Origin of the sequence: Acetobacter fabarum, assembly GCF_029069195.1 — a bacterium.
GTDB lineage: Bacteria > Pseudomonadota > Alphaproteobacteria > Acetobacterales > Acetobacteraceae > Acetobacter > Acetobacter fabarum_A.
On sequence record NZ_JARDYK010000003.1, the window covers coordinates 26055 to 45390 of the forward strand.

Genomic DNA, 19336 nt, shown 5'->3' on the forward strand with positions numbered 1-19336 from the left:
CCCTTATTTCAGCATGCCGTTATTGCGGAACCATGTAATGGCGTCTTCCACCGCCATGCGGGCCGGGCGTGGAGCGTAACCCAGTTCGCTCATGGCTTTTGCGGATGAGAAGAACATTTTCTTGCGGGACATGGCGAGCATCTCCCGCGTGACGCGGGGCGAGAAACCAAAAGCGCGGGACAGCCATTCGGACACAACGGCCACCGGCCAGATGACCTCCTGCGGCAGGCTGATCCTCGGTGGGGGCACATGCGCTATTTCGGACACCATGGCGAACAGGTCGCGCAGCAGATAGTTCTCGCCGCCCAGAATGTATTTTTCGCCAATTCGGCCCCGTTCAAGGGCCAGAGCATGGCCTTCTGCCACGTCATCCACATGCACGATGTTAACGCCCGTATCCACGTAAGCGGGCATGCGGCCAGCCGCGCAGTCCAGGATCATCTGGCCTGTGGGGGTGGGTTTGATGTCGCGCGGGCCAACGGGGGTGGAGGGGTTAACAATAACCGCGGGCAGATTCTGGTCGCGCACAAGGCGCAGCACTTCCTGCTCGGCGCGGTATTTGGAGCGTTTGTAAATGCCAATAACGGCGTGTTCTTCTACCGGCGTATTCTCGTCCGCAATGGTGCCATCGCCAATCAGGCCAAGGGCCGCCACAGAGGAACAGTACACAATGCGTTCCACACCTGCCTGCTGGGCGGCCAGCATAAGCAGGCGGGTGCCCTCCACGTTGGCGGTCATCATGGGGGCGGGGTCAGGCACCCACAGGCGGTAGTCGGCCGCAACATGAAAAACATACCGGCAGCCTTTGACCGCGCGCGCAAATGTGTTCGGCTGCGACAGGTCGCCTTCCACCAGTTCGGCTGGAATATCGGCAATATTGCTACGGTCGCTTCCTTCTCGCACCATAAGGCGCAGGGAGTGGCCACGTTCCAGCAGTGTGCGAGCCACGGCGGAACCGACAAAACCAGTTGCGCCGGTTACGAGCGTATGAGCAGTCATGAAGAATGCGCTCCCGGTAGAGGACTAAAAGAAAAACAGGTGTTGGGCATTAATCCCAAACGGCTGGTCTGTTTCTTTATCCTGACACCCGAGGTGGCGCCAGACCCCGTGGTAGTGTAAGGGGGCGGAACATTCACACATGCGCCCGGTTGGGCTTCTGGCGTGCCCATGGGCGTGACGGAGCCGCGAGCGTAACAGGCGGACAGAGCTGAGGCCTTGAAGAAGCTTACGGTTTTTCTCACTTTTCTTGGACTCGTGGTCGTTACGGCAGCAATGGCGTGGAGCGGTTTCGATTCTGTTTTACGTGCTGTTATGCGTATTGGTCTGGGCGGCTTTCTGCTTATGGTATGCTGCCAGCTGGCCGTGGATGGCCTGCTGGGTATGGCCTGGCATGCTGCTTTTCCAGAAATTGGGTATGTGCGTCTTCTGCTGGCCCGTATGGTGCGTGACGCCGCGGCAACATGCCTGCCGTTTTCGCAGGTTGGGGGCATTGTCATTGGTGTTCGCGCCACCTGTTCGGGCCATGGGATGCACCGCGCCACCGACCGGGAGGTGGAACTGCCCGAGGCCGCCTGCGCCAACCTTGTGGATATTACAACCGAGGTCATGGGGCAGGTGGCTTTTGTGCTGCTGGCCGTGGGCTGTCTTGTCGCACACCAGCGCTCCAGCCCGTTTGTGGTGCCAGTCGTCGGGGGCACCCTGTTCCTGATCGCGGGGACCGCAGGCTTCATCTGGACCCAGACGCATGGTGGCAACCTGTTCCGCAAATTCGGGGGGATGTTTACCCGCAGTCTGGCCTCCCAGTGGCGGGATAGTATTCTGGCCGGTGCGGATAACCTGCAAGAACGCATGGAAGCTGCCTGGAGCCGCCCGTGGCATATCTGTCGTTCGGCCAGCTATCACCTGCTTGGCTGGCTGGGTGGTGCTGGTATGTTGTGGCTGACGGCGCGTTTTTTGGGCGCGCACCTGACTTTTCCCGGCGCTGTGGCGGTGGAGGGGGTAACCTGCGCCATTATGTCTGTCGGATTTTTGGTCCCTGGCAGTCTGGGGGTGCAGGAAGGGGCCTATATGGCGCTGGGTCATGCATTTGGCATAGACCCGTCCCTGTCTCTTGGTATTTCCCTGCTTCGCCGCGGGCGGGAAATTACGATCGGTATTCCCGTTCTGCTGCTGTGGCAGTTTATGGAAATGCGTGGTCTGCGCCAGAATGCGCCCCAGCAGCCCGCTTCGGTCAAAAGCGAGGGCATGGGGTATTCAGCCTCTTCCAATACAATCAAGGATAGCTGAGCCGTGGCTGAAGAGCATCTTCAGGTCGTGTTTGATACGCTTGTTGTGGTGGGGCCGGGCCTTATCGGCTCCTCTGTGCTGCGCCGTGCCAGGGCGCATGGCCATCTGGCCCGCAGGCTGATTGCGGTTGATAACAGTGCCGATGTCTGCGCGCGGGTGATGGAACTGGGGCTGGCGGATGAGGCCACAACAGATGCCGCCGCTGCGGCCGCACAGGCGGACTGTGTTATGCTGTGTGTGCCGGTTGGGGCCATGGGGCCTGTTGCCGCACAGGTTATTCCCGCCATGAAGTCAGGTGCGGTGCTGACCGATGTGGGGTCCACCAAGGTGTCGGTCACCGAGGCCATTATACCCAGCCTGCGGGCTGATGTGCCCTATGTGCCAGCACATCCCATGGCGGGCACGGAGTTTTCCGGCCCGGATGCAGGGTTGGTGAATCTGTTTGAAAATCGCTGGTGCCTGCTGACCCCGCTGGAAGCCACAACGCCAGAATCCCTGCAGCAGATTCGCGAATTATGGACACGCTGCGGCGCACGCCTGCGGGAAATGACCCCTGCCCACCATGACCGTGTATGCGCCATTGTGAGCCACCTGCCACACCTGCTGGCCTTTACCATCTGTGGTACAGCCGATGATCTGGCGGAGGAAACACGTTCCGAGGTGCTGGACCTAGCCGCCTCGGGTTTCCGGGATTTCACGCGGATTGCGGCGTCTGATCCCGTCATGTGGCGCGATATTTTTCTGGCCAACCGTGAGGCCCTGCTGGAAATGCTGGGGCGTTTTATGGAAGATGCACAAGCCATGGCACGCGCGATCCGCTGGGGGGACGCGGATTATATTGTGAATAAAATCGAGCGTGGCCGCGCGATCCGTAAAAGCCTGATCGAAAACCGGCAGGCCTGAGTCTGCTCAGGTTGGCTGACCAAAAGCCTTGATGCGCAGGGAGTCGAAGCGTTTGTGGCTTCTGTCCAGCATGGGGTTGAGGGTCGTGGCTTTTTGCCATGCTTTAAGTGCGGCCTGACCATCGTTCAGGTGTTCTTCCACACTGGCCAGCAGGCTCCAGCTCTGGGCGTCCTCTGCGTCTCGCATCAGGGCTTCCCCCAAGTCTGCCACAGCGCCCTTCAGATTGCCCGCAACAAAACGCATCTGGGCACGAGTGCGCCACAGAATGGCCTGATCGGGCTGAAGAGCAAGCGCGTCCCCCATATCATCCACCGCATCATCCGGTTTTTCTGATGTCAGGTCTTTTTCCGCCCGATGGACCAGAAGTTGCGTGGTGGGAGAAAGGTGCGACGCCCGCAAGGCTTCAAGCCTGTCTTGCAGGGTATGGGCGTCTTCAGGTGTTGGAGCTTGGGCGAGTTGCTTGACCAGCAGGGAAATCTGTCCCGCAGTGGTGCCAGTGTGGGTTGCCGGAGCCGGAGCGGTCAGGGGGGCAGGTTTGGTTTGGGGCTCTGCATCTGCCCATACAGCAGAGACAGCCGTGATACCCAGGGCCATGGACAGGCCAAAAAACAAAAACCCGTTCCTTCGGCATCCGAGGGAACGGGTTTTATGCATGATCTTCATGATAAGCTTGCCCGTAAGGGCCAGACCAACCATAAATCAGCCCTGACGGGCTTTCATGCGGGGGTTCTTTTTGTTGATGACGTAAACCCGGCCACGACGACGGACCACACGGCAGTCTTTGTCGCGCACCTTGGCTGACTTCAGGCTATTTCTGATTTTCATGGCCCGTATTCTCCGCCGATGCTGCTCAATGCATGAATAAGTTGGCTCGGCACATACCGGCCTCGTGCGTCTGAGTCAATATTCCGCGCATTTTTCTTGCGGATTTTGCCGTCTACAGCGCATTTTGTCATATGGAGGCAGGCGGATTTACCTCTTGCGCATTACTCGGGCCCCTTATGCGGAGTCCAGTGTGAGTGTGAGCAGTGTGCTGGCCAGAGTGGAAAAATCGGCTGTACGGGGGGAACGTGGCCGCCAGGCCAGACCAATGGTGCGCCACGCTGCGCCATCGGCAAGGGGGCGTGCGGCAATTTTACGGTTTTTAAGAATACCTCCGTTAATGGCCAGAGCCGGCATAATGGCGATTCCCAGACCCAGTTCCACCATTTCTGCCATGCTGTGGAGGGACATGGCGGTAAAGGTGGGTTCGCTCTCCCCTTCTGCTCCACTACGACTGGGGCTTTGGCGGCAGATGGCCAGTGTCTGCTCGCGCAGGCAATGCCCGTCTTCCATCATGACCATATTGTACTCGGATAACCGCTCCACGGGCACGCTTTCCAGCGCGGCAAAGGGGTGGCCCGTGGGCATGATCACATAAAAGGGGTCCTGCCACAGAGGATGGGTTTCCGTGCCATCACACAGGCAGGGCATGGCCAGTACCAGCATGTCCAGTTGCCCAAGGGAGAGCTTTTCCAGCAGGTGTTCGGTGGTGTCTTCTGTCAGGGATAAAAGCAGGCGGGGGAAGTGCTCGCGCAGGATATGCACCGTGCGGGGGATAAGGAACGGGCCAATGGTGGGAATAACCCCGAGTCGTAATGGGCCGGTCAATGGCGTACGGGCGGCTGCGGCCAGTTGGGGAACGGCCTCCAGCGCAGCCAGTGCCTGCCGGGCTTTGAGTGCGATCTCGTGCCCCAGTGGGGTAAAAACCACTTTCTTGCCCACGGTGCGGTCCAGCAATGGGGTATCCAGCTGGCGCTCCAGCGTCATAATCCCTGCTGACAGGGTGGACTGGGTTACGGCACAGGCCGCTGCGGCCCGGCCAAAATGACGCAGTTCGGAAAGGGCGATCAGGTAACGGAGCTGCTGTGCGGAGGGGAGGGGAAGCATGGTCAAGTCCTGCCTGAAAACCAGAGAATGGTTAATCGATACCTTCAATTGTTCTTACATAAAATATTCATTGGATTAAATGAAAAAGGCGGGCCATACATACCTGCACCGCCTGATCCAGTCTGAAGCAGGGTCAGGCACAGTGCCAGAAACAAGGAGCAAACATATGCTGACCGTTGGCGATAAGTTTCCCAGCTTTGATCTGACCTCCGTTCCGGGTGGCCCGGAAGGCCTGAAGGGCGAATTCGTTCAGATTTCCGACAAATCCGATGCCGGTAAGTGGAAAGTGGTGTTCTTCTGGCCGAAGGACTTCACCTTTGTCTGCCCGACCGAAATCGTGGCTTTTGGCAAGATGTCCAAGGACTTCGCAGACCGTGATGCGGTTGTGTATGGTGTGTCCATCGACAGCGAGTTCGTGCACCTGAACTGGCGCCTGCATCACGCTGATCTGAAGGATCTGCCGATTCCGATGCTGGCTGACATCAAGCGCGAACTGACCGAAGGTACGGGCGTGATGGCAAAGGACGCGGGCGTTGCCCTGCGTGCTACCTTCATTGTCGATCCGCAGGGTGTGATCCGTCATGTATCCGTCAACGACCTGTCTGTTGGTCGTAACCCGCAGGAAATCCTGCGTGTTCTTGACGGTCTGCAGAGCGATGAACTGTGCCCGTGCAACTGGAAAAAGGGCGAAGACTTTATCAAAGTCTGAGTCTGACGCACGGCCCGGTCCGCTTTTGCGGGCCGGGGGTGGTTGTGGTGGAATACCTGTGTATTCTGCTGCAACCCCTACTCTTCTATCAGGGCTGTATGGCCCGCTCCCAGCCAGTTTGTGGCTGCGCTCATGTGCTCCAGCTTTCACGCGCTGGTCAGGCACAGATTTTTCCAAAATAAATCATGACGGAAAAAAGCCATGTCTATAGATGCACTCAAAGACCGGATTCCCGATTACGCCAAGGATCTGCGCCTGAATCTGGGGTCTCTGGCAAGCGACATTACCCTGACCCCACAGCAGCTTGGCGGTACTTTTATCGCATCCGCCCTTGCCGCGCGGAATGATGATGTGACGCGTGAGATTGTTGCCCAGTTCCGTGATACGTTGTCCGGGCAGGCGCTGGCTGCCGCACAGTCTGCCAATGCTGTCATGGGCATGAATAATATCTATTACCGCTTTGTGCATATGGCAGGTGGCGAATACGCCAAAATGCCCGCACAACTGCGTATGAGTGTTATTGGTAATCCCGGTGTGGAAAAAGCCGATTTTGAGCTGTGGTGTCTGGCTGTCTCCATTATCAACGGGTGCGACCTGTGCGTGACCAGCCATGAAAAAATTGTGCGCGATGCGTTGGGGACTGCCGCGGTGCAGACTGCCGCACGGATTGCCGCAACAGTGCATGCGGTTGCCGTAACATTGCAGGGCGCGGACGCTTTGCAGCAGTAAGTGCTGCCCGACGTAAGGGAAAGTAGAAAAACCGGTCGTTCCAACGGCCGGTCGGAGGTTTTTTGGGAAAGCGCAAGAGGGCTCTCGGCGCCACTTTCTGATACGATAAATTTGTAAAGGAAAGTGGCGCGAGTGACGGGGCTCGAACCCGCGACCTCCGGCGTGACAGGCCGGCGCTCTAACCAACTGAGCTACACCCGCATTTTCCAACGCTCAGCAGTTGTGTGCGTTGGTATGTGGCGCTTTATAACGATGTTTTTTTCTTTGGCAACAGACATTTCATAAAAAAATGCAAAGAAATGCATTTTTGCCCGAGCCATTTTGTGCGGGAGTATGAAATGGGTTGCTCAAGGGTCGTTTTAACCAAAACGGTAGCCCGAGAGCGCCTTGCCAAGGACCGTATCGCTGTAAATCTGCTGGCCGTAATCCTGCCCAGCGGCACCTGCCGCCACCATAAGCGGGAGCAGATGCTCCTCGCGGGGGTGGCACAGGCGTGCGCCGGGGGCCTGTGCCCAGTGGATCAGTTGCATGGTGCGCTCTGCCGGTGGCGCGCAGACGCTACGGGTCAGCCACGCATCAAATGCTTTTGCAGGCGGGTTGGTCGTGGGGGAACCGTTCATGAAGTGGGTCAGGTTATGGTAGCTCAGACCCGTGCCTACGATCAGCACGTTTTCTGCTCGCAGGGGTGCCAGTGCCGCGCCAATGGCCAAGTGCTCGGCCGGGTCCAGCGCCTTTTGCAAGGACAACTCCACAATGGGAATATCGGCTTGGGGAAAAGCCAGCATGAACGGGATGAACACACCGTGGTCAAACCCCCGTTCGGTATTTTCGGCACTGGTAAAGCCTGCCTTCTCCAGCAAGGCCCGCATGCGTGCCGCCAGCGCCGGGTTGCCGGGGGCTGGGTATTGCAGCGTGTAGGTATGGGCAGGAAAACCATAATAATCGTAGATCAGGCCCGGTTCTGCTCCGGACATGAGTGTGGGAACCTGCTCCTCCCAATGGCCGGAGACCACGGCAATGGCCGCTGGTTTTTGTGGAAGTGTGGCGCTTAACCCGCGCAAAAAAGCAGCCATATGGTCCCATGTCTGTGGCCAGTCCATAAAGAAGCATGGGCCACCCCCATGGGGGATGAACAGAGTTGGCTGTTTGGGGAGCGTTGTGGCAGCAGTGGCAGGCATGAACATCACCATGACAGAATGAAAAGGTGGGAGGTGCTGTTCAGAGCGTGGCGCAAAACGGGCAGGCTGATAATCAGCACTATACGAAAGATATTGCACACTCAGGGTGTGATGCCGGGCGTGGAAATACGCCTGAGCAGGCATGGCGCACCGTAGCGGCCATGCCCGTCGCAGATAAGGGGAATATGCGTCTTATTTGACTTTTGCGGCTTCCAGAGCCTTGAGAATGAAGTTCCCGGCTTCTTCCTTGGTGCCCCAGCCGGTCACTTTAACCCACTTGCCTTTTTCAAGGTCCTTGTAGCGGGTAAAAAAGTGCTCAATAGCCTTGATCGTGATTTCGGGCAGGTCATCCGTAGTTTCAACTTTGGAGAACTCGGGGTGCACCTTGTCGTGCGGGACGCAGATGATTTTTTCGTCCTGCCCGGATTCGTCTTCCATCTTCAGCACGCCAATGGGGCGAGCCCGGATAACGCTGCCCGGCACCACGTTTGTGGGGGTCAGGACCAGAGCATCCGTGGGGTCGCCATCGGCTGCGAGCGTGTTGGGGATAAAGCCGTACGCCGTGGGGTAGGCCATGGGCGTGAACAGGAAGCGGTCAACGAACAGAGCGCCGCTTTCCTTGTCAATTTCGTATTTGACAGAGGAACCCTGCGGGATTTCAATAACAACGTTAATGTCGAACGGCACGTCCTTGCCGGGAGAAAGTTTGGAAACGTCCATGAACACTGCTCCAACCGAATAAATAAAGGGAATGCAGCAGACCCTATCCGCCCGCCTGCGGCTTGCCAAGAGCCGGATTTTAAACGGGCGATATATGGATTTTCCTGTTCCAGACCCTTGCCAAACGGCGCTGGTTGCGTAATCAGATACTCGCCTGCGCGCCCGTAGCTCAATTGGTTAGAGCAGGCCGCTCATAACGGCTTGGTTGCGGGTTCAAGTCCTGCCGGGCGCAGGCTGTTCCAGCCTGCAGCGCTGCCTGTAACCGCTTGATTTTTTCAGTTCATTCCGCATAACGGGAGTTCATCATCATGGCATCCTATCAATACGTCTATGTGATGAAGGATCTTACAAAATCCTATCCCGGCGGGCGCGAAGTCTTTAAGGGGATCACCCTGTCCTTCGTTCCGGGTGCCAAAATTGGTATTCTGGGCGTTAACGGTGCGGGTAAGTCGACCCTGCTCAAGATCATGGCGGGGATTGATAAGGAATACGGCGGAGAGGCCTGGGCGTCTGAAGGCGTGCGTGTCGGTTATCTGGAACAGGAACCCCAGCTCGACCCCAAGCTGACCGTGGGCGAAAATGTTGCTCTGGGCTTTGGCGACCTGAAAAAGGCAGTAGATCGTTTTAACGAGATTTCTGCCCGTTTTGCCGAGCCCATGGAAGACGACGAAATGAACGCCCTGCTGGCCGAACAGGCCGAATTGCAGGAAAAAATTGACGCAGGGGACGGTTGGGAACTGGACCGCAAGCTGGAAATCGCGCTGGATGCCCTGCGCTGCCCGCCTGCGGACAGTTCGGTGGAAAAACTCTCCGGGGGTGAGTGCCGTCGTGTGGCCCTGTGCCGTCTTCTGCTGGAAAAACCCGACCTGCTGCTGCTTGACGAACCAACCAACCATCTGGACGCAGAAAGCGTTGCATGGCTGGAAAAAACCCTGCGTGATTACGATGGCACGGTTATGGTCATTACCCATGACCGTTACTTCCTGGATAACGTGACCAACTGGATTTTGGAAATCGAGCGCGGTCGTGGCATTCCGTTTGAAGGCAATTACTCCTCCTGGCTTGAACAGAAGCGCAAGCGCCTGTCGCAGGAGGAAAAGGAAGAAAGTTCCCGCCAGCGTGCCCTTGCTGCCGAGCAGGAGTGGATTAACGCCAGCCCCAAGGCCCGCCAGAGCAAAAGCAAGGCCCGTATTGCCAAATACGAGGAAATGCTGGCCGCCAGTGCTGAGCGCGTGGGTGGTGTGGCCGATATTGTCATCCCCCCCGGTCCCCGCCTTGGCGGTACGGTGATCGAGGCTGACAACCTGAGCAAAGGGTTTGGTGACCGGCTGTTGATTGATAACCTGAACTTCAAACTGCCACCTGGCGGGATTGTGGGGGTTATCGGGCCGAACGGTGCGGGGAAGTCCACCTTGTTCAAAATGATCATCGGGCAGGACAAGCCGGATTCGGGTGACCTGAAAATCGGCGAGACCGTGAAGCTCGGTTACGTTGACCAGTCGCGTGATGACCTGTCCCCCGATAAAACCGTGTGGGAAGAAATTTCTGGCGGGACGGATGTCATCTATCTGGGCAAGCGGGCCGTACCATCGCGCGCTTATGTGGGGGCCTTCAACTTCAAAGGTTCTGACCAGCAGAAAAAAGTCGGCGTTCTTTCAGGCGGGGAGCGTAACCGCGTGCATCTGGCCAAGATGCTCCGGCAGGAAAGCAACGTGATCCTGCTTGACGAACCGACCAACGATCTGGACGTGGACACCCTGCGTGCGCTTGAAGAAGCTCTGGCCGAATTTGCTGGTTGTGCCGTGGTTATCTCCCATGACCGCTGGTTCCTCGACCGTCTGGCTACGCATATTCTGGCGTTTGAAGGTGATTCCCACGTCGAGTGGTTTGAAGGTAACTTTCAGGCTTATGAAGAAGACAAGCGCCGCCGTCTTGGCCCGGATGCGACTGAACCTGGCCGCATCCATTATAAACCGCTTGCCCGATAAGGGCATGTCTGTGCGAAGGCTCCCTCGTGGAGCCTTCCTCTGTTACGGGGGCTGAGCGGTGGATTTACGCTCGGTCCGTACGCCCCGCCTGCTTCTTCAGCCCGTTACATGGCGGGATATGGAAGATATGGCACGCCTGAAGGCCGATGGCGGTGCTTTTGGTCAGATGCTGGGAGGTGTTTGCACCCGCCAGCAGGCCGAGCGTGAGATGGCGGATGACATTGCTTTTTGGGCCTGTCATCGCGTTGGTATTTTTACCATTCATGAAAATAACCAGTTTGTTGGCATGACGGGAATCCACGACCGGCCAGATGGACGCGGGTTCGGGTTGCGTTTTGCCCTGTTTGCCAGCGCAAGGAGGCGCGGTATTGCGCGTGAGGCCGCCAATGCCGCTCTTAACTTTGCGCATGACGCAGGTTTGCACCGGGTTATTGCCGTGGCATCGGAGAGCAATGTGGCGTCCCGTACCATTCTGGGCAGTATCGGGATGCATGTCTGCGAGACATTTGCCAGAAATGGGCAGACGATGATGGTGTATGAAAGCAAGCGGGCATAAAAAAGGCACCCTGATGGGTGCCTTTCTGCCAGACCGGCGGCTATGCCGCCAGATCGGGTTTGATCGGTTTAGTTGGCGGCCTGGTTGTGCCGGTCCAACTGCTTTTGCAGGGCAGAAAGCAGTGCTGTCACGCTGCCGCCATTCCGGGCGATAAAGGAGGAGTAGTCGTTGCGTTGCGTCAGACGCAGGCTGGCACCTTCCCCAATAACATCCACAACCTGAGGCTGCCCGTTATCGTAACCAACAACCCACTGCATGGAGGCGGGGGGCTGCTGCGGGCGCGTCAGAATGGCGTTTACGGAGTCTTCATTACCGATTCTGCTGACATCACCAATGGTAAAGCTGACACCGCGGTATTCACCCAGCTTGTCGGTAATGGCGTTGACCAGCACTTCATGAAAAAGGGCCAGGTAATGCTGCCGCTGTTCGGGGGTGGCAATTTTCCAGTAACGACCAAGGCAGTAGCGGCCAATACCATCAATATCCACGTTCTTCTGAACCAGAGGAAGAACCTTGGTTTTCTTTTCAGGCAGGGGAACGGGGCTGTTTACAATAGTAACAAGCTGCGTACCAAAATCCTGAATGAACTGTTTGGCGTTATCCGCTGCACGGGCAGGCAGGGCAAACAGTCCGCTGGCGCATGTCAGGGCCAGAGTGGCAAGAACAATACGACGACCAGAAAGGAGTTTCATGTTTGCGCTACCTTTTTGTTGTTAGTTATTGATACCAGTCTGGCACGGTGGCGCGGCGGTCATTTTTAATGGCCTCGGCCTGTGCTCTCCGCTGCTGCTGGTAAGCGCTGCGAATGGTGGCGTATGGGTCCAGGGCATCGCGCTGAAGGGCATCCAGATCTTCCAGATGCTCGGAGCGGCCATGCACAACGCCCATCATGTTATAGGCCCAGTTGAAACTGACAAGCCCATAACCGCGTGGCACGTAATCCCAGGGGGAAAGTCCCTGATCAATGCCGTAACCAATACCATCGCGGAAGGAGGATGGCCCCATGGGCAGGAACAGATAAGGCCCGGAGGAAATGCCCCAGTTGGCCATGGTCAGACCTGCATCGTTGTCATGGTGGGGAAAGCCCGCCATTTTGGCAACGTCAATCAGCCCGCCAACGCCTGCGGTCATGTTAATGCACCAGCGCACGAACGAGTCCCCCGCGCGGCGCGGCTTGCCTGCTCCAACGTCGTTAAAGAAGACGGAGGGTTCGTTCATGGTCGTGATCATGTTGCCAAGCGAGTTGCGTACGGGGCGGGGCACGGCCCACACATAGGCTTTGGCAACCGGGCGGAGAGCCCATTTATCGAACTTCATGGTCATGTTGAACATTTTACGGTTCAACGGTTCATACGGGTCGTTCGCGGCCTTGTACTCGGCCAGAGCGTCCGGGTCCGTGGGAACGGGGGCTTTAATGGCGCTACACCCGGTTGCGCCGAGCAGCACCAGACCAAGGCAGAGTGTTCCCAGACGGAAACGGCGATGTACCGAGGAACCTTCCCGCGCCTGATCGTGCTGATCCTGTGCGCGAGGGCGGAGCCATGAGCCGTTCCGTCCTGAAATCATTGCCACCTTTACCTTTGCCTTGTGACGTCCGCATGGCCTGCCGGGCAGACCTGTTTATTGCTGCCTTCTCTACCATGAGAAACGCAGGGTGCAATGGCAGGGCTTCTCTGCGTAGAGGGCAGGGGACAAAAATAGCCCTTTGCAAGTTACCTTTTTGCCGGGAAAAACTGATTTTTGCAATCTCTGTTGCCATAAAGTCGCACATCCTGCTCGGGATGTGATGGACACAGGGAATCCGGCGCTACAATCCGCGCTCACGTTTGATTATGTCCCATGCGGCGTTGATTCTGGATATGCGGACCGAGGCAACCTGCACCTCCTCGGGGCTGGCGTTGCGTGCGGCCATGACGTCGGGATGGTACTGCCGGACAAGTTTTTTCCAGTGTGCTCGCAGTTCTTCGTTGGAGAGGGACGCGCTGACTCCCATAATGGTATAGGCGTCATCTTCCCCCATGGCCGCGCGGGCACGGCCTTGCTCGGCTCGTTCCCACGCTCCGCGCCCCAGACCAAACAGGGCATGCACACGTTTGAGAAAACGCAGCTCTTCTGGAGCAAGAGGTTCATCCACCGCCAGATCGGCGCGGGCAATGGCAAAGAGAACCCCCATCAGCTCTTCCAGCGGGGGTTTGTCTTTGCTGTAGGCCTGCCCGAGTTCACGGGCAAAGGCTTCGTAATCGTCTGTTCTCTGGCGGGCCATGTCAAACAGGCGACCAATATCGCGCATGTTCTCGTCGGGCACACGGAAGCGGGTCTTGAAGGCGTTGATCTCCCGCCGGTTAACCGGTGCATCGCATTTGGCCAGTTTGGCGCACAGAATAACGCAGGTCAGCCCGTAAAGCTGGTCTTTTTTACCCAGTGTGGCGGCCAGTTTGGCGGCTACAAAGGCCGCCGCCCCGTTGGGGTCCGGGCGCGCGCGGGCAGCCCATCGGTCGCTCCAGCCAACAGCGGGTGGTTGCAGCAATGTGCCGCTGTCCGCGGCATGGCCTAAAGCCGTGCCCAACGCTGCACCTAGTGGACCGCCAACGGCAAAGCCGGTTACGCCACCAAATATTTTGCCCCATATTGCCATAAGGGTCTTTTATCATGTTCCGGGACGGAACCCTAGCCTGTGCCGGGTGGACGCCAAGGCTTGGCAGCAATGTGCCACTAGCGCATTGGCATGCAAATGCATCTGAAAGGACTAAAATATGCAGACAGCAGTACCCTCCGGGCAGATTCCTGTGCCGCCGACTGTTGCCCTGATTGGTGCAGGGGCGGTCGGGCTTGTTATGGCCGCAGCCTTTGCCCGTGCAGGGTGGGGTGTGTGGGTCTGCGGTGCGCGTAACCCGTTTGCACGGCTCCACGTGCAGGAGGCTGGGCAGGGGGCTGAATATCCGGTCCGGCATGTCCGCAGTCCAGCCGGGCTTGGGCCGTGCACAGTGGCTGTGGTGGCGGTCAAGGCGTATCAGACAGGCGATGTGGCGCACTGGATTGCCGCATTCAATCGACCGGATGCGCGTATTCTGGTTGTGCAGAACGGTCTGGAGCACCGTGAGCGGATTGCTGCCTGTGCGCCTGCGGCCGTAGCACTGCCTGCCATTGCCTATTTTAATGCCGAGCGGTCGGCCCCCGGGAGTTCGGTCCTGCGCCGAATCGGATCGGCTGATCTGTGCCTCCCCGCGGATGCACCCGTGCAGGACGTGGCCGCAGCTTTACAGGCGGGGGGACTGCGGGTTGTGCTGACAGCGGATATGGTGAGTGCAATCTGGACCAAACTGCTGGCCAACAGTGCCGCCAACCCGCTGACCGCCCTGTGCGGCAGGCGCACAGGGGTCATGCGTGACCCGGCCTGTGCGGCCAATGCCCGGCAGATCATGACTGAAGTGGTGCGGGTCGGGCAGGCTGAAGGCGCCGCACTCACGGCGCACCACGTGGAGGAGGCCATGACATGGCTCCAGAGCGTGCCGCCAGAGAGCGCAACATCCATGTTGCAGGACCGGCAGGCAGGTCGCCCGCTGGAATATGATGCCATAACCGGGGCCATTGTGCGCGCAGCAGACCGGCATGGTCTGGATGTGCCGCTTAATCGCTTTGTTCTGGGTCTGTTATCCGCCATAAAACCCATGCAGCCCTCATAAGCAGGCCATCGCCAGTTTTGGGCAAATCTGTGGGAAACGACCTTTTTACCCCCTTCCCTTCGGAACGGGTTGCTCTTTGCGGGGAGTGTGAGGGGTTAGGATGGGTCTTTTAAACTCTGGATATCCGTGTGCTGTTGCAGCCATTCCACAGCATGGACCCGCAGGGCGGAGGCAAGGGACTGGTCGGGTGCGCGGGTTGCGTCTACCTGTGTTACCAGTTGGACCAGGGTGATATTCTGGTGGGCAATCATGCGCTCCAGCACGGACCAGAAGGCAGGCTCCAGTGCGACACTTGTGTCATGTCCGGCCAGTATCAGGCTGCGTTTGCGCAAATATCTGCTCATGCCGGGGGGCTTTCAAGCTGTATAATGGCCCAGTCTGCGGCGTCGCGCACAACCGGGTCGGGGTCTGTGGTCAGGGCGCGGGCATGGGGGAGCAGATGCACCCTGCCGGAATTGCCTATGGCAACCAGCACATTGCGGATAAAGCGGTTGCGTCCGATCCGCTTGATGGGGGAGCCTGAAAACAGGGTTCTGAACGCCGCATCGTCAAGCTGGCTCAGGGCTGCCAGTTCGGGAGCCATCAGATCTGCCCTTGGCTGAAGTTTGATGGTGCTGGCCGTTTTGGCAAACCTGTTCCACGGGCACACGGCCAGACAATCGTCACATCCGTAAATATGAGTGCCCATCAGGGGGCGCAGGGCCAGAGGTATGGGGCCTGCGTGTTCTATGGTCAGGTAGGAAATGCATCGCCGTGCGTCCATCTGGTAGGGGGCTGGAAAAGCCTGTGTGGGGCAGGCATCCAGGCAGCGGATGCAACTGCCACATCCGCCGCCAGAGGGGGAGGAGGCTGGCAGGTCGAGCGTTGTGTAGATTTCGCCCAGAAACAGCCAGCTCCCATGCTGGCGGGAGACAAGGTTGGTATGCTTGCCCTGCCACCCCAGCCCGGCATTGTGCGCCAGAGGTTTTTCGGCCACGGGGGCTGTGTCTACAAAAACCTTGACTTCCGGAGTGGCGGGGTGGCTCAGCCTGCCCTCGCGCACTACAAACTGGGCCAGATGTTTGAGCATGCCCTTGACGACATCATGGTAATCCCTGTGGCGGGCATAGACGGAAATATTGCCACAGTCGGGGTTTTGCAGGGTGGCCAGCGCATCGCCCTCCGGAGCGTAGGACAGGCCAAGGGCAATAACCGTACGGGCCGCAGGCCATAGGGCCGTGGGCTGGCTGCGCTGCTCCGTCCGTTCGGCCAGCCAGTCCATTTCGCCATGGTATCCGTTTGCCAGAAAATCCTGCAAACGTATCCGTGCCTCCGGCCCCAGTGTGGCCGGGCAGAAGCCAATGGCGTCAAACCCCAGTTCCAGCGCCTTGTCGCGTATGCGCGCGCTCAGGCGACTGCCCGGATGTACCGCGCCAGTCGCGGGGGCGGAGGGTGTGGCCTCTGTCATGCGTGAAGGGCTGGCCAAAAGAGTGAGGTCAGGGGGATGCGCGCCTTAGGGAATGGGTGGAATATGGGGTTGTGGCATGTCATCTTCCGTCCAGTCCTGTGCAGCCCATTCGCTGCGCATGCGGGCTGCTGTGGTCTCCAGATTTTTGTCCATAATGGCCTGACGGATCTGGCGCATGAGCCGCTGGTAATAGGCAATATTATGCCATGTCAGCAGCATGGGGCCTAAAATTTCGTTCGCGCGGAAGAGGTGGTGCAGATAGGCGCGGCTGTGGCGTGTGCAGGCCAGACAGTCACAATGAGGGGAAATGGGGCGGGCATCCGTGGCATGGCGGGCATTGCGCAGGTTAAGCGTGCCCCGCTCGGTGTAGGCGCGCGCGGTGCGGCCTGCACGGGTGGGCATAACGCAGTCAAACATATCCACCCCGCGCTGCACGCTGCCCAGCAGGTCATCTGGCGTACCAACCCCCATAAGGTAGCGTGGCTTGTCCTGCGGCATAAGCGGAGTTGTGGTGTCCAGCGTTGCAAACATGAGAGCCTGCCCCTCGCCCACGGCAAGGCCGCCGATAGCATAGCCTTCAAATCCGATATCGGTCAGGGCTTTCACGCTTTCGGCGCGCAGGTCGGTTTCCGTGCCACCCTGCACAATACCAAACTGCCCATAGCCTGTGCGCTGTACATAGGCCTCGCGCGAGCGGGCGGCCCAGCGCATGGACAGGCGCATGGACGCGGCAATGGCTTCGGGTGGGGCTGGCAGGGCCGGGCATTCGTCAAAACACATGGTGATGGTGGCATCCAGATCATGCTGGATGCCGGTCGAACTTTCTGGCGTCAGCCGGTGTTCGGAGCCATCAATATGGGAGCGGAAGGTGACACCGTCCTGGTCCAGCCGCCGCAGTGCCCCGAGTGACATGACCTGAAAGCCCCCCGAATCGGTCAGGATCGGGCCGGGCCAGTCCATAAAGCGGTGTAGCCCCCCCAGCGCCCGCACCCGCGCAGCGCCGGGGCGGAGCATAAGGTGGTAGGTGTTGCCCAGTACAATGCCCGCACCGGTGGCGCGCACGGCGTCCATGGTCATGGCCTTGACCGTGCCCACCGTGCCTACGGGCATGAAGGTGGGCGTAGCCACGGGACCGTGGGCTGTGTGCAGCATGCCTGCGCGGGCTGCACCATCGGTGCTTTCACACGTCCAGTGGAAACGGCTCATCGGTTGGTCCTTGCTGGATGGAACGGGGGAGGAGTTTAACAGGTATGGATGCTGCTTGCGCATTTAAGCAGGCAGGCATCGCCGTAGGAATAAAAACGGTAGCCGGTGTTGAGCGCATGGGCATAAACCGCCTTTGCCCGCTCCTGCCCTGCAAAGGCGCAGACCAGCATGAACAGCGTCGAGCGTGGCAGATGGAAGTTGGTCATCAGTACATCCACCGCCCGGAAACGGTAGCCGGGACGGATGAAAATAGCGGTCTCCCCCGCAAAGGGGTGCACAATGCCGTGCTCGTCGGTCGCACTTTCCAAAAGGCGCAGGGTGGTGGTGCCAATGGCGATAATGCGCCCGCCCGCAGCCCTTGTTGCGTTAATGCGCTTAGCTGTTTGCGGGGTGATCACCCCGTGTTCGGAGTGCATGTGATGGTGGGCAATATCATCCGCGCGCACGGGCAGGAATGTGCCTGCCCCCACATGCAGCGTCAAGGTGCACCGCTCGGCCCCTGTGGCGTCCACTGCGTCCAGCAGGTCTGGCGTAAAGTGCAGCCCGGCGGTGGGGGCCGCCACCGCTCCTTTGTAACGTTCAAAAATTGTGGCGTAGTCTTGACTGTCCTGCGCTGTAGGGCCGTTGGGTCGGTGGATATAGGGCGGGAGCGCCAGAGCCCCTGCGGTTTGCAAAAACGTGTCAAACGTATCGCCTTCGCATGAGAAGCGCAGGTTGGCCCCTCCACCGGATTCAAGGGCCATTACCTGCGCGGTCTGGTCCGAATGGGGGAAGGTGAGCGTATCACCTTCCCTGAGCCTGCGGGCGTTGCGTACCAGAACATGCCATGTGCCATCGGGACGGATCTGGTCGAGAGTAATGCCAATTCTGGCTTCCCCCCGCAGGGCGTGCAGCTGCGCCCGGATCACTGCGGTATTATTGGCCACCAGCAGGTCGCCCCTGCGCAGCAGGGTGGGCAGGTCGCGCACGTGGCGGTCTGCCAGTGTGTGCGGGGCTGTCGCATCCAGCAGGCGTGCGGATTCACGCGGGCGGGCAGGCTCCTGCGCGATCAGGGATTCGGGGAGGTGAAAGTCAAAATCTTCGGTGCGGTTGCTCATGGTGTGCCGGGTTTACGCAATAGGGCAGCGCAATGCCAGAGGGAAAGGGGAGGCCGAGGGGCTTGCGCTGATGGCCGCACAGGGCCAGATTTTACCCCACGCAGCCAGAACACTCCCAGTCTGGCGCACAGTTTATGATTTAAGGAGACGTTCCAGCATGTCCTATGCTCTGCTTGATGCCGCCCGCGTGGCCAAGGCTTCTGGTGTTTCGCTTGGTGTTCTCAAAACCAGTGCTGAAACATCCGAAGCTCATGTCCGCAAGGTGGTCATGATTGAACGGATTGAGGCACTGGCCGCTGCCGCCGCCGACTCCGGCGAACGCGTGACCCTGACATCCGAAGAGTTCTGGCTGATCAGCAAGAACTGGTAAGGGGAGCCTCCGGTATGGCATTTGTTCTGACAAGTCCGGCTTTTGCCAATGGGGACGTTCTGCCTCAGGCTCAGGTTTATAATGGTATGGGCCAGAGCGGACAGAACCTCTCTCCCCCTTTGCAGTGGCATGGCGCACCGCAGGGGACCAGAAGCTTTGTGGTCACGGTCTATGACCCAGATGCCCCCACCGGCTCGGGCTGGTGGCACTGGGTTGTGGTGAACGTGCCTCCAGCCGTAACATCCCTGCCTCAGGGGGCAGGCTCGGGCAAAGCTGATCTGCCCGATGGGGCCATGCAGGTCCGTACGGATTTTGGGGTGCCCGGTTATGGCGGGGCCGCGCCGCCAGCAGGGCGGGTGCACCGTTATGTGTTTACGGTCTATGCGCTGGATGTGCCCGCACTGGACGTAACACCGGATGCAAGCCCCGCTCTGGTCGGGTTTATGGTGCACCATCATCAGCTAGGCTCCGCCAGCCTGACTGCCCTGTACGGCAGGTAACCCTTGTAATGGCTGGCCCGTCTGTTGCGGGCTGG

The 19336-nt window shown here is 58.9% G+C and carries 22 protein-coding genes and 2 tRNA genes; 10 read left to right on the forward strand and 14 right to left on the reverse strand.

Annotation, left to right across the window (positions count from 1 at the left end):
- Nucleotides 1-3 precede the first annotated feature (3 nt).
- Nucleotides 4-999: a hopanoid-associated sugar epimerase gene (gene hpnA, locus PY793_RS05730; RefSeq protein WP_275177150.1), complete on the reverse strand. Its 996-nt coding sequence runs from the start codon at nucleotides 997-999 to the stop codon at nucleotides 4-6.
- 216 nt (nucleotides 1000-1215) lie between these two features.
- On the opposite strand from hpnA, the gene PY793_RS05735 reads away from it, so the two are divergent.
- Nucleotides 1216-2286 carry a lysylphosphatidylglycerol synthase domain-containing protein gene (locus tag PY793_RS05735; protein ID WP_275177151.1) on the forward strand — a complete coding sequence of 357 codons (1071 nt, stop codon included), beginning with the start codon at nucleotides 1216-1218 and terminating at the stop codon, nucleotides 2284-2286.
- Nucleotides 2287-2289: 3 nt separating this feature from the next.
- Complete coding sequence (locus tag PY793_RS05740; protein ID WP_275177152.1) at nucleotides 2290-3189, forward strand: prephenate dehydrogenase/arogenate dehydrogenase family protein; 900 nt, start codon at nucleotides 2290-2292, stop codon at nucleotides 3187-3189.
- Between the two features lie 6 nt (nucleotides 3190-3195).
- Here PY793_RS05740 and PY793_RS05745 read toward each other — a convergent pair whose 3' ends face one another.
- The 3 genes from PY793_RS05745 to PY793_RS05755 all read right to left on the reverse strand — a co-directional run bounded on the left by PY793_RS05745 (nucleotide 3196) and on the right by PY793_RS05755 (nucleotide 5118).
- On the reverse strand, nucleotides 3196-3885 hold the full coding sequence (locus tag PY793_RS05745; protein ID WP_275177153.1) for a tetratricopeptide repeat protein: 690 nt from the start codon (nucleotides 3883-3885) through the stop codon (nucleotides 3196-3198).
- A 3-nt stretch (nucleotides 3886-3888) separates the two neighbouring features.
- Complete coding sequence (ykgO, locus tag PY793_RS05750) at nucleotides 3889-4014, reverse strand: type B 50S ribosomal protein L36 (protein WP_003625637.1); 126 nt, start codon at nucleotides 4012-4014, stop codon at nucleotides 3889-3891.
- Between the two features lie 174 nt (nucleotides 4015-4188).
- Nucleotides 4189-5118 carry a hydrogen peroxide-inducible genes activator gene (locus PY793_RS05755; protein ID WP_275177154.1) on the reverse strand — a complete coding sequence of 310 codons (930 nt, stop codon included), beginning with the start codon at nucleotides 5116-5118 and terminating at the stop codon, nucleotides 4189-4191.
- 166 nt (nucleotides 5119-5284) lie between these two features.
- Here PY793_RS05755 and PY793_RS05760 point away from each other — a divergent pair, with 166 nt between their 5' ends.
- Both PY793_RS05760 and ahpD read left to right on the forward strand, forming a co-directional pair.
- A complete protein-coding gene (locus tag PY793_RS05760; RefSeq protein ID WP_275177155.1) occupies nucleotides 5285-5827 on the forward strand; it encodes a peroxiredoxin in 543 nt (180 codons plus the stop codon).
- 201 nt (nucleotides 5828-6028) lie between these two features.
- Nucleotides 6029-6556, forward strand: coding sequence for an alkylhydroperoxidase, AhpD family (gene ahpD, locus PY793_RS05765; RefSeq protein ID WP_275177156.1), 528 nt, complete (start codon nucleotides 6029-6031; stop codon nucleotides 6554-6556).
- Between the two features lie 124 nt (nucleotides 6557-6680).
- On the opposite strand, the gene PY793_RS05770 is transcribed toward ahpD, so the two are convergent.
- From PY793_RS05770 to ppa, 3 genes are all read right to left on the reverse strand, one after another.
- Nucleotides 6681-6757: transfer RNA gene (locus PY793_RS05770), tRNA-Asp, on the reverse strand.
- 158 nt (nucleotides 6758-6915) lie between these two features.
- Nucleotides 6916-7734, reverse strand: a complete 819-nt coding sequence (locus tag PY793_RS05775; RefSeq protein WP_275177336.1) for a DODA-type extradiol aromatic ring-opening family dioxygenase — start codon at nucleotides 7732-7734, stop codon at nucleotides 6916-6918.
- Nucleotides 7735-7926: 192 nt separating this feature from the next.
- Entirely contained in the window at nucleotides 7927-8454 is a 528-nt protein-coding gene (gene ppa / locus PY793_RS05780) for an inorganic diphosphatase (RefSeq protein ID WP_275177157.1), read from the reverse strand.
- 158 nt (nucleotides 8455-8612) lie between these two features.
- Between ppa and PY793_RS05785 the strand changes: the two genes are divergently transcribed.
- The 3 genes from PY793_RS05785 to PY793_RS05795 all read left to right on the forward strand — a co-directional run bounded on the left by PY793_RS05785 (nucleotide 8613) and on the right by PY793_RS05795 (nucleotide 10998).
- Nucleotides 8613-8686: transfer RNA gene (locus PY793_RS05785), tRNA-Ile, on the forward strand.
- Between the two features lie 76 nt (nucleotides 8687-8762).
- The gene (gene ettA / locus PY793_RS05790; protein ID WP_275177158.1) at nucleotides 8763-10442 is read left to right on the forward strand and encodes an energy-dependent translational throttle protein EttA; all 1680 of its coding nucleotides are present in this window, start codon (nucleotides 8763-8765) and stop codon (nucleotides 10440-10442) included.
- A 58-nt stretch (nucleotides 10443-10500) separates the two neighbouring features.
- Nucleotides 10501-10998, forward strand: coding sequence for a GNAT family N-acetyltransferase (locus PY793_RS05795; RefSeq protein ID WP_275177159.1), 498 nt, complete (start codon nucleotides 10501-10503; stop codon nucleotides 10996-10998).
- A gap of 68 nt (nucleotides 10999-11066) precedes the next feature.
- On the opposite strand, the gene PY793_RS05800 is transcribed toward PY793_RS05795, so the two are convergent.
- The 3 genes from PY793_RS05800 to PY793_RS05810 all read right to left on the reverse strand — a co-directional run bounded on the left by PY793_RS05800 (nucleotide 11067) and on the right by PY793_RS05810 (nucleotide 13633).
- Nucleotides 11067-11690 (reverse strand): MlaC/ttg2D family ABC transporter substrate-binding protein, encoded by a 624-nt coding sequence (locus tag PY793_RS05800; protein ID WP_275177160.1) that lies wholly within the window; start codon nucleotides 11688-11690, stop codon nucleotides 11067-11069.
- A gap of 25 nt (nucleotides 11691-11715) precedes the next feature.
- Complete coding sequence (locus PY793_RS05805) at nucleotides 11716-12564, reverse strand: MlaA family lipoprotein (RefSeq protein ID WP_275177161.1); 849 nt, start codon at nucleotides 12562-12564, stop codon at nucleotides 11716-11718.
- A 241-nt stretch (nucleotides 12565-12805) separates the two neighbouring features.
- Complete coding sequence (locus tag PY793_RS05810; RefSeq protein ID WP_275177162.1) at nucleotides 12806-13633, reverse strand: TerB family tellurite resistance protein; 828 nt, start codon at nucleotides 13631-13633, stop codon at nucleotides 12806-12808.
- A 118-nt stretch (nucleotides 13634-13751) separates the two neighbouring features.
- Here PY793_RS05810 and PY793_RS05815 point away from each other — a divergent pair, with 118 nt between their 5' ends.
- Nucleotides 13752-14681 carry a ketopantoate reductase family protein gene (locus PY793_RS05815; protein ID WP_275177163.1) on the forward strand — a complete coding sequence of 310 codons (930 nt, stop codon included), beginning with the start codon at nucleotides 13752-13754 and terminating at the stop codon, nucleotides 14679-14681.
- A gap of 95 nt (nucleotides 14682-14776) precedes the next feature.
- Here the strand turns inward: PY793_RS05815 and PY793_RS05820 are convergent, their stop codons facing one another.
- The 4 genes from PY793_RS05820 to queA are packed head-to-tail and all read right to left on the reverse strand — an operon-like array spanning nucleotide 14777 to nucleotide 18431.
- Nucleotides 14777-15025: a ribbon-helix-helix domain-containing protein gene (locus PY793_RS05820; RefSeq protein ID WP_275177164.1), complete on the reverse strand. Its 249-nt coding sequence runs from the start codon at nucleotides 15023-15025 to the stop codon at nucleotides 14777-14779.
- Nucleotides 15022-16128 (reverse strand): tRNA epoxyqueuosine(34) reductase QueG, encoded by a 1107-nt coding sequence (gene queG / locus PY793_RS05825; RefSeq protein WP_275177165.1) that lies wholly within the window; start codon nucleotides 16126-16128, stop codon nucleotides 15022-15024. The genes PY793_RS05820 and queG overlap by 4 nt, the downstream gene beginning before the upstream one ends.
- 45 nt (nucleotides 16129-16173) lie before the next feature.
- Nucleotides 16174-17334, reverse strand: a complete 1161-nt coding sequence (tgt, locus tag PY793_RS05830; RefSeq protein WP_275177166.1) for a tRNA guanosine(34) transglycosylase Tgt — start codon at nucleotides 17332-17334, stop codon at nucleotides 16174-16176.
- 35 nt (nucleotides 17335-17369) lie between these two features.
- Entirely contained in the window at nucleotides 17370-18431 is a 1062-nt protein-coding gene (queA, locus tag PY793_RS05835) for a tRNA preQ1(34) S-adenosylmethionine ribosyltransferase-isomerase QueA (protein WP_275177167.1), read from the reverse strand.
- A 157-nt stretch (nucleotides 18432-18588) separates the two neighbouring features.
- On the opposite strand from queA, the gene PY793_RS05840 reads away from it, so the two are divergent.
- Both PY793_RS05840 and PY793_RS05845 read left to right on the forward strand, forming a co-directional pair.
- Nucleotides 18589-18801 carry a hypothetical protein gene (locus PY793_RS05840; protein WP_275177337.1) on the forward strand — a complete coding sequence of 71 codons (213 nt, stop codon included), beginning with the start codon at nucleotides 18589-18591 and terminating at the stop codon, nucleotides 18799-18801.
- A 14-nt stretch (nucleotides 18802-18815) separates the two neighbouring features.
- Nucleotides 18816-19301 (forward strand): kinase inhibitor, encoded by a 486-nt coding sequence (locus PY793_RS05845; protein WP_275177168.1) that lies wholly within the window; start codon nucleotides 18816-18818, stop codon nucleotides 19299-19301.
- Nucleotides 19302-19336 lie beyond the last annotated feature (35 nt).

What these genes read in the sequence shown, in the direction of transcription:
- hpnA (WP_275177150.1), bottom strand. Translation starts at nt 999, where the DNA reads ATGACTGCTCATACGCTCGTAACCGGCGCAACTGGTTTTGTCGGTTCC.
- PY793_RS05745 (WP_275177153.1), bottom strand. Translation starts at nt 3,885, where the DNA reads ATGGTTGGTCTGGCCCTTACGGGCAAGCTTATCATGAAGATCATGCAT.
- ykgO (WP_003625637.1), bottom strand. Translation starts at nt 4,014, where the DNA reads ATGAAAATCAGAAATAGCCTGAAGTCAGCCAAGGTGCGCGACAAAGAC.
- PY793_RS05755 (WP_275177154.1), bottom strand. Translation starts at nt 5,118, where the DNA reads ATGCTTCCCCTCCCCTCCGCACAGCAGCTCCGTTACCTGATCGCCCTT.
- PY793_RS05760 (WP_275177155.1), top strand. Translation starts at nt 5,285, where the DNA reads ATGCTGACCGTTGGCGATAAGTTTCCCAGCTTTGATCTGACCTCCGTT.
- ahpD (WP_275177156.1), top strand. Translation starts at nt 6,029, where the DNA reads ATGTCTATAGATGCACTCAAAGACCGGATTCCCGATTACGCCAAGGAT.
- PY793_RS05775 (WP_275177336.1), bottom strand. Translation starts at nt 7,734, where the DNA reads ATGCCTGCCACTGCTGCCACAACGCTCCCCAAACAGCCAACTCTGTTC.
- ppa (WP_275177157.1), bottom strand. Translation starts at nt 8,454, where the DNA reads ATGGACGTTTCCAAACTTTCTCCCGGCAAGGACGTGCCGTTCGACATT.
- ettA (WP_275177158.1), top strand. Translation starts at nt 8,763, where the DNA reads ATGGCATCCTATCAATACGTCTATGTGATGAAGGATCTTACAAAATCC.
- PY793_RS05800 (WP_275177160.1), bottom strand. Translation starts at nt 11,690, where the DNA reads ATGAAACTCCTTTCTGGTCGTCGTATTGTTCTTGCCACTCTGGCCCTG.
- PY793_RS05805 (WP_275177161.1), bottom strand. Translation starts at nt 12,564, where the DNA reads ATGATTTCAGGACGGAACGGCTCATGGCTCCGCCCTCGCGCACAGGAT.
- PY793_RS05810 (WP_275177162.1), bottom strand. Translation starts at nt 13,633, where the DNA reads ATGGCAATATGGGGCAAAATATTTGGTGGCGTAACCGGCTTTGCCGTT.
- PY793_RS05815 (WP_275177163.1), top strand. Translation starts at nt 13,752, where the DNA reads ATGCAGACAGCAGTACCCTCCGGGCAGATTCCTGTGCCGCCGACTGTT.
- PY793_RS05820 (WP_275177164.1), bottom strand. Translation starts at nt 15,025, where the DNA reads ATGAGCAGATATTTGCGCAAACGCAGCCTGATACTGGCCGGACATGAC.
- queG (WP_275177165.1), bottom strand. Translation starts at nt 16,128, where the DNA reads ATGACAGAGGCCACACCCTCCGCCCCCGCGACTGGCGCGGTACATCCG.
- tgt (WP_275177166.1), bottom strand. Translation starts at nt 17,334, where the DNA reads ATGAGCCGTTTCCACTGGACGTGTGAAAGCACCGATGGTGCAGCCCGC.
- queA (WP_275177167.1), bottom strand. Translation starts at nt 18,431, where the DNA reads ATGAGCAACCGCACCGAAGATTTTGACTTTCACCTCCCCGAATCCCTG.
- PY793_RS05840 (WP_275177337.1), top strand. Translation starts at nt 18,589, where the DNA reads ATGTCCTATGCTCTGCTTGATGCCGCCCGCGTGGCCAAGGCTTCTGGT.
- PY793_RS05845 (WP_275177168.1), top strand. Translation starts at nt 18,816, where the DNA reads ATGGCATTTGTTCTGACAAGTCCGGCTTTTGCCAATGGGGACGTTCTG.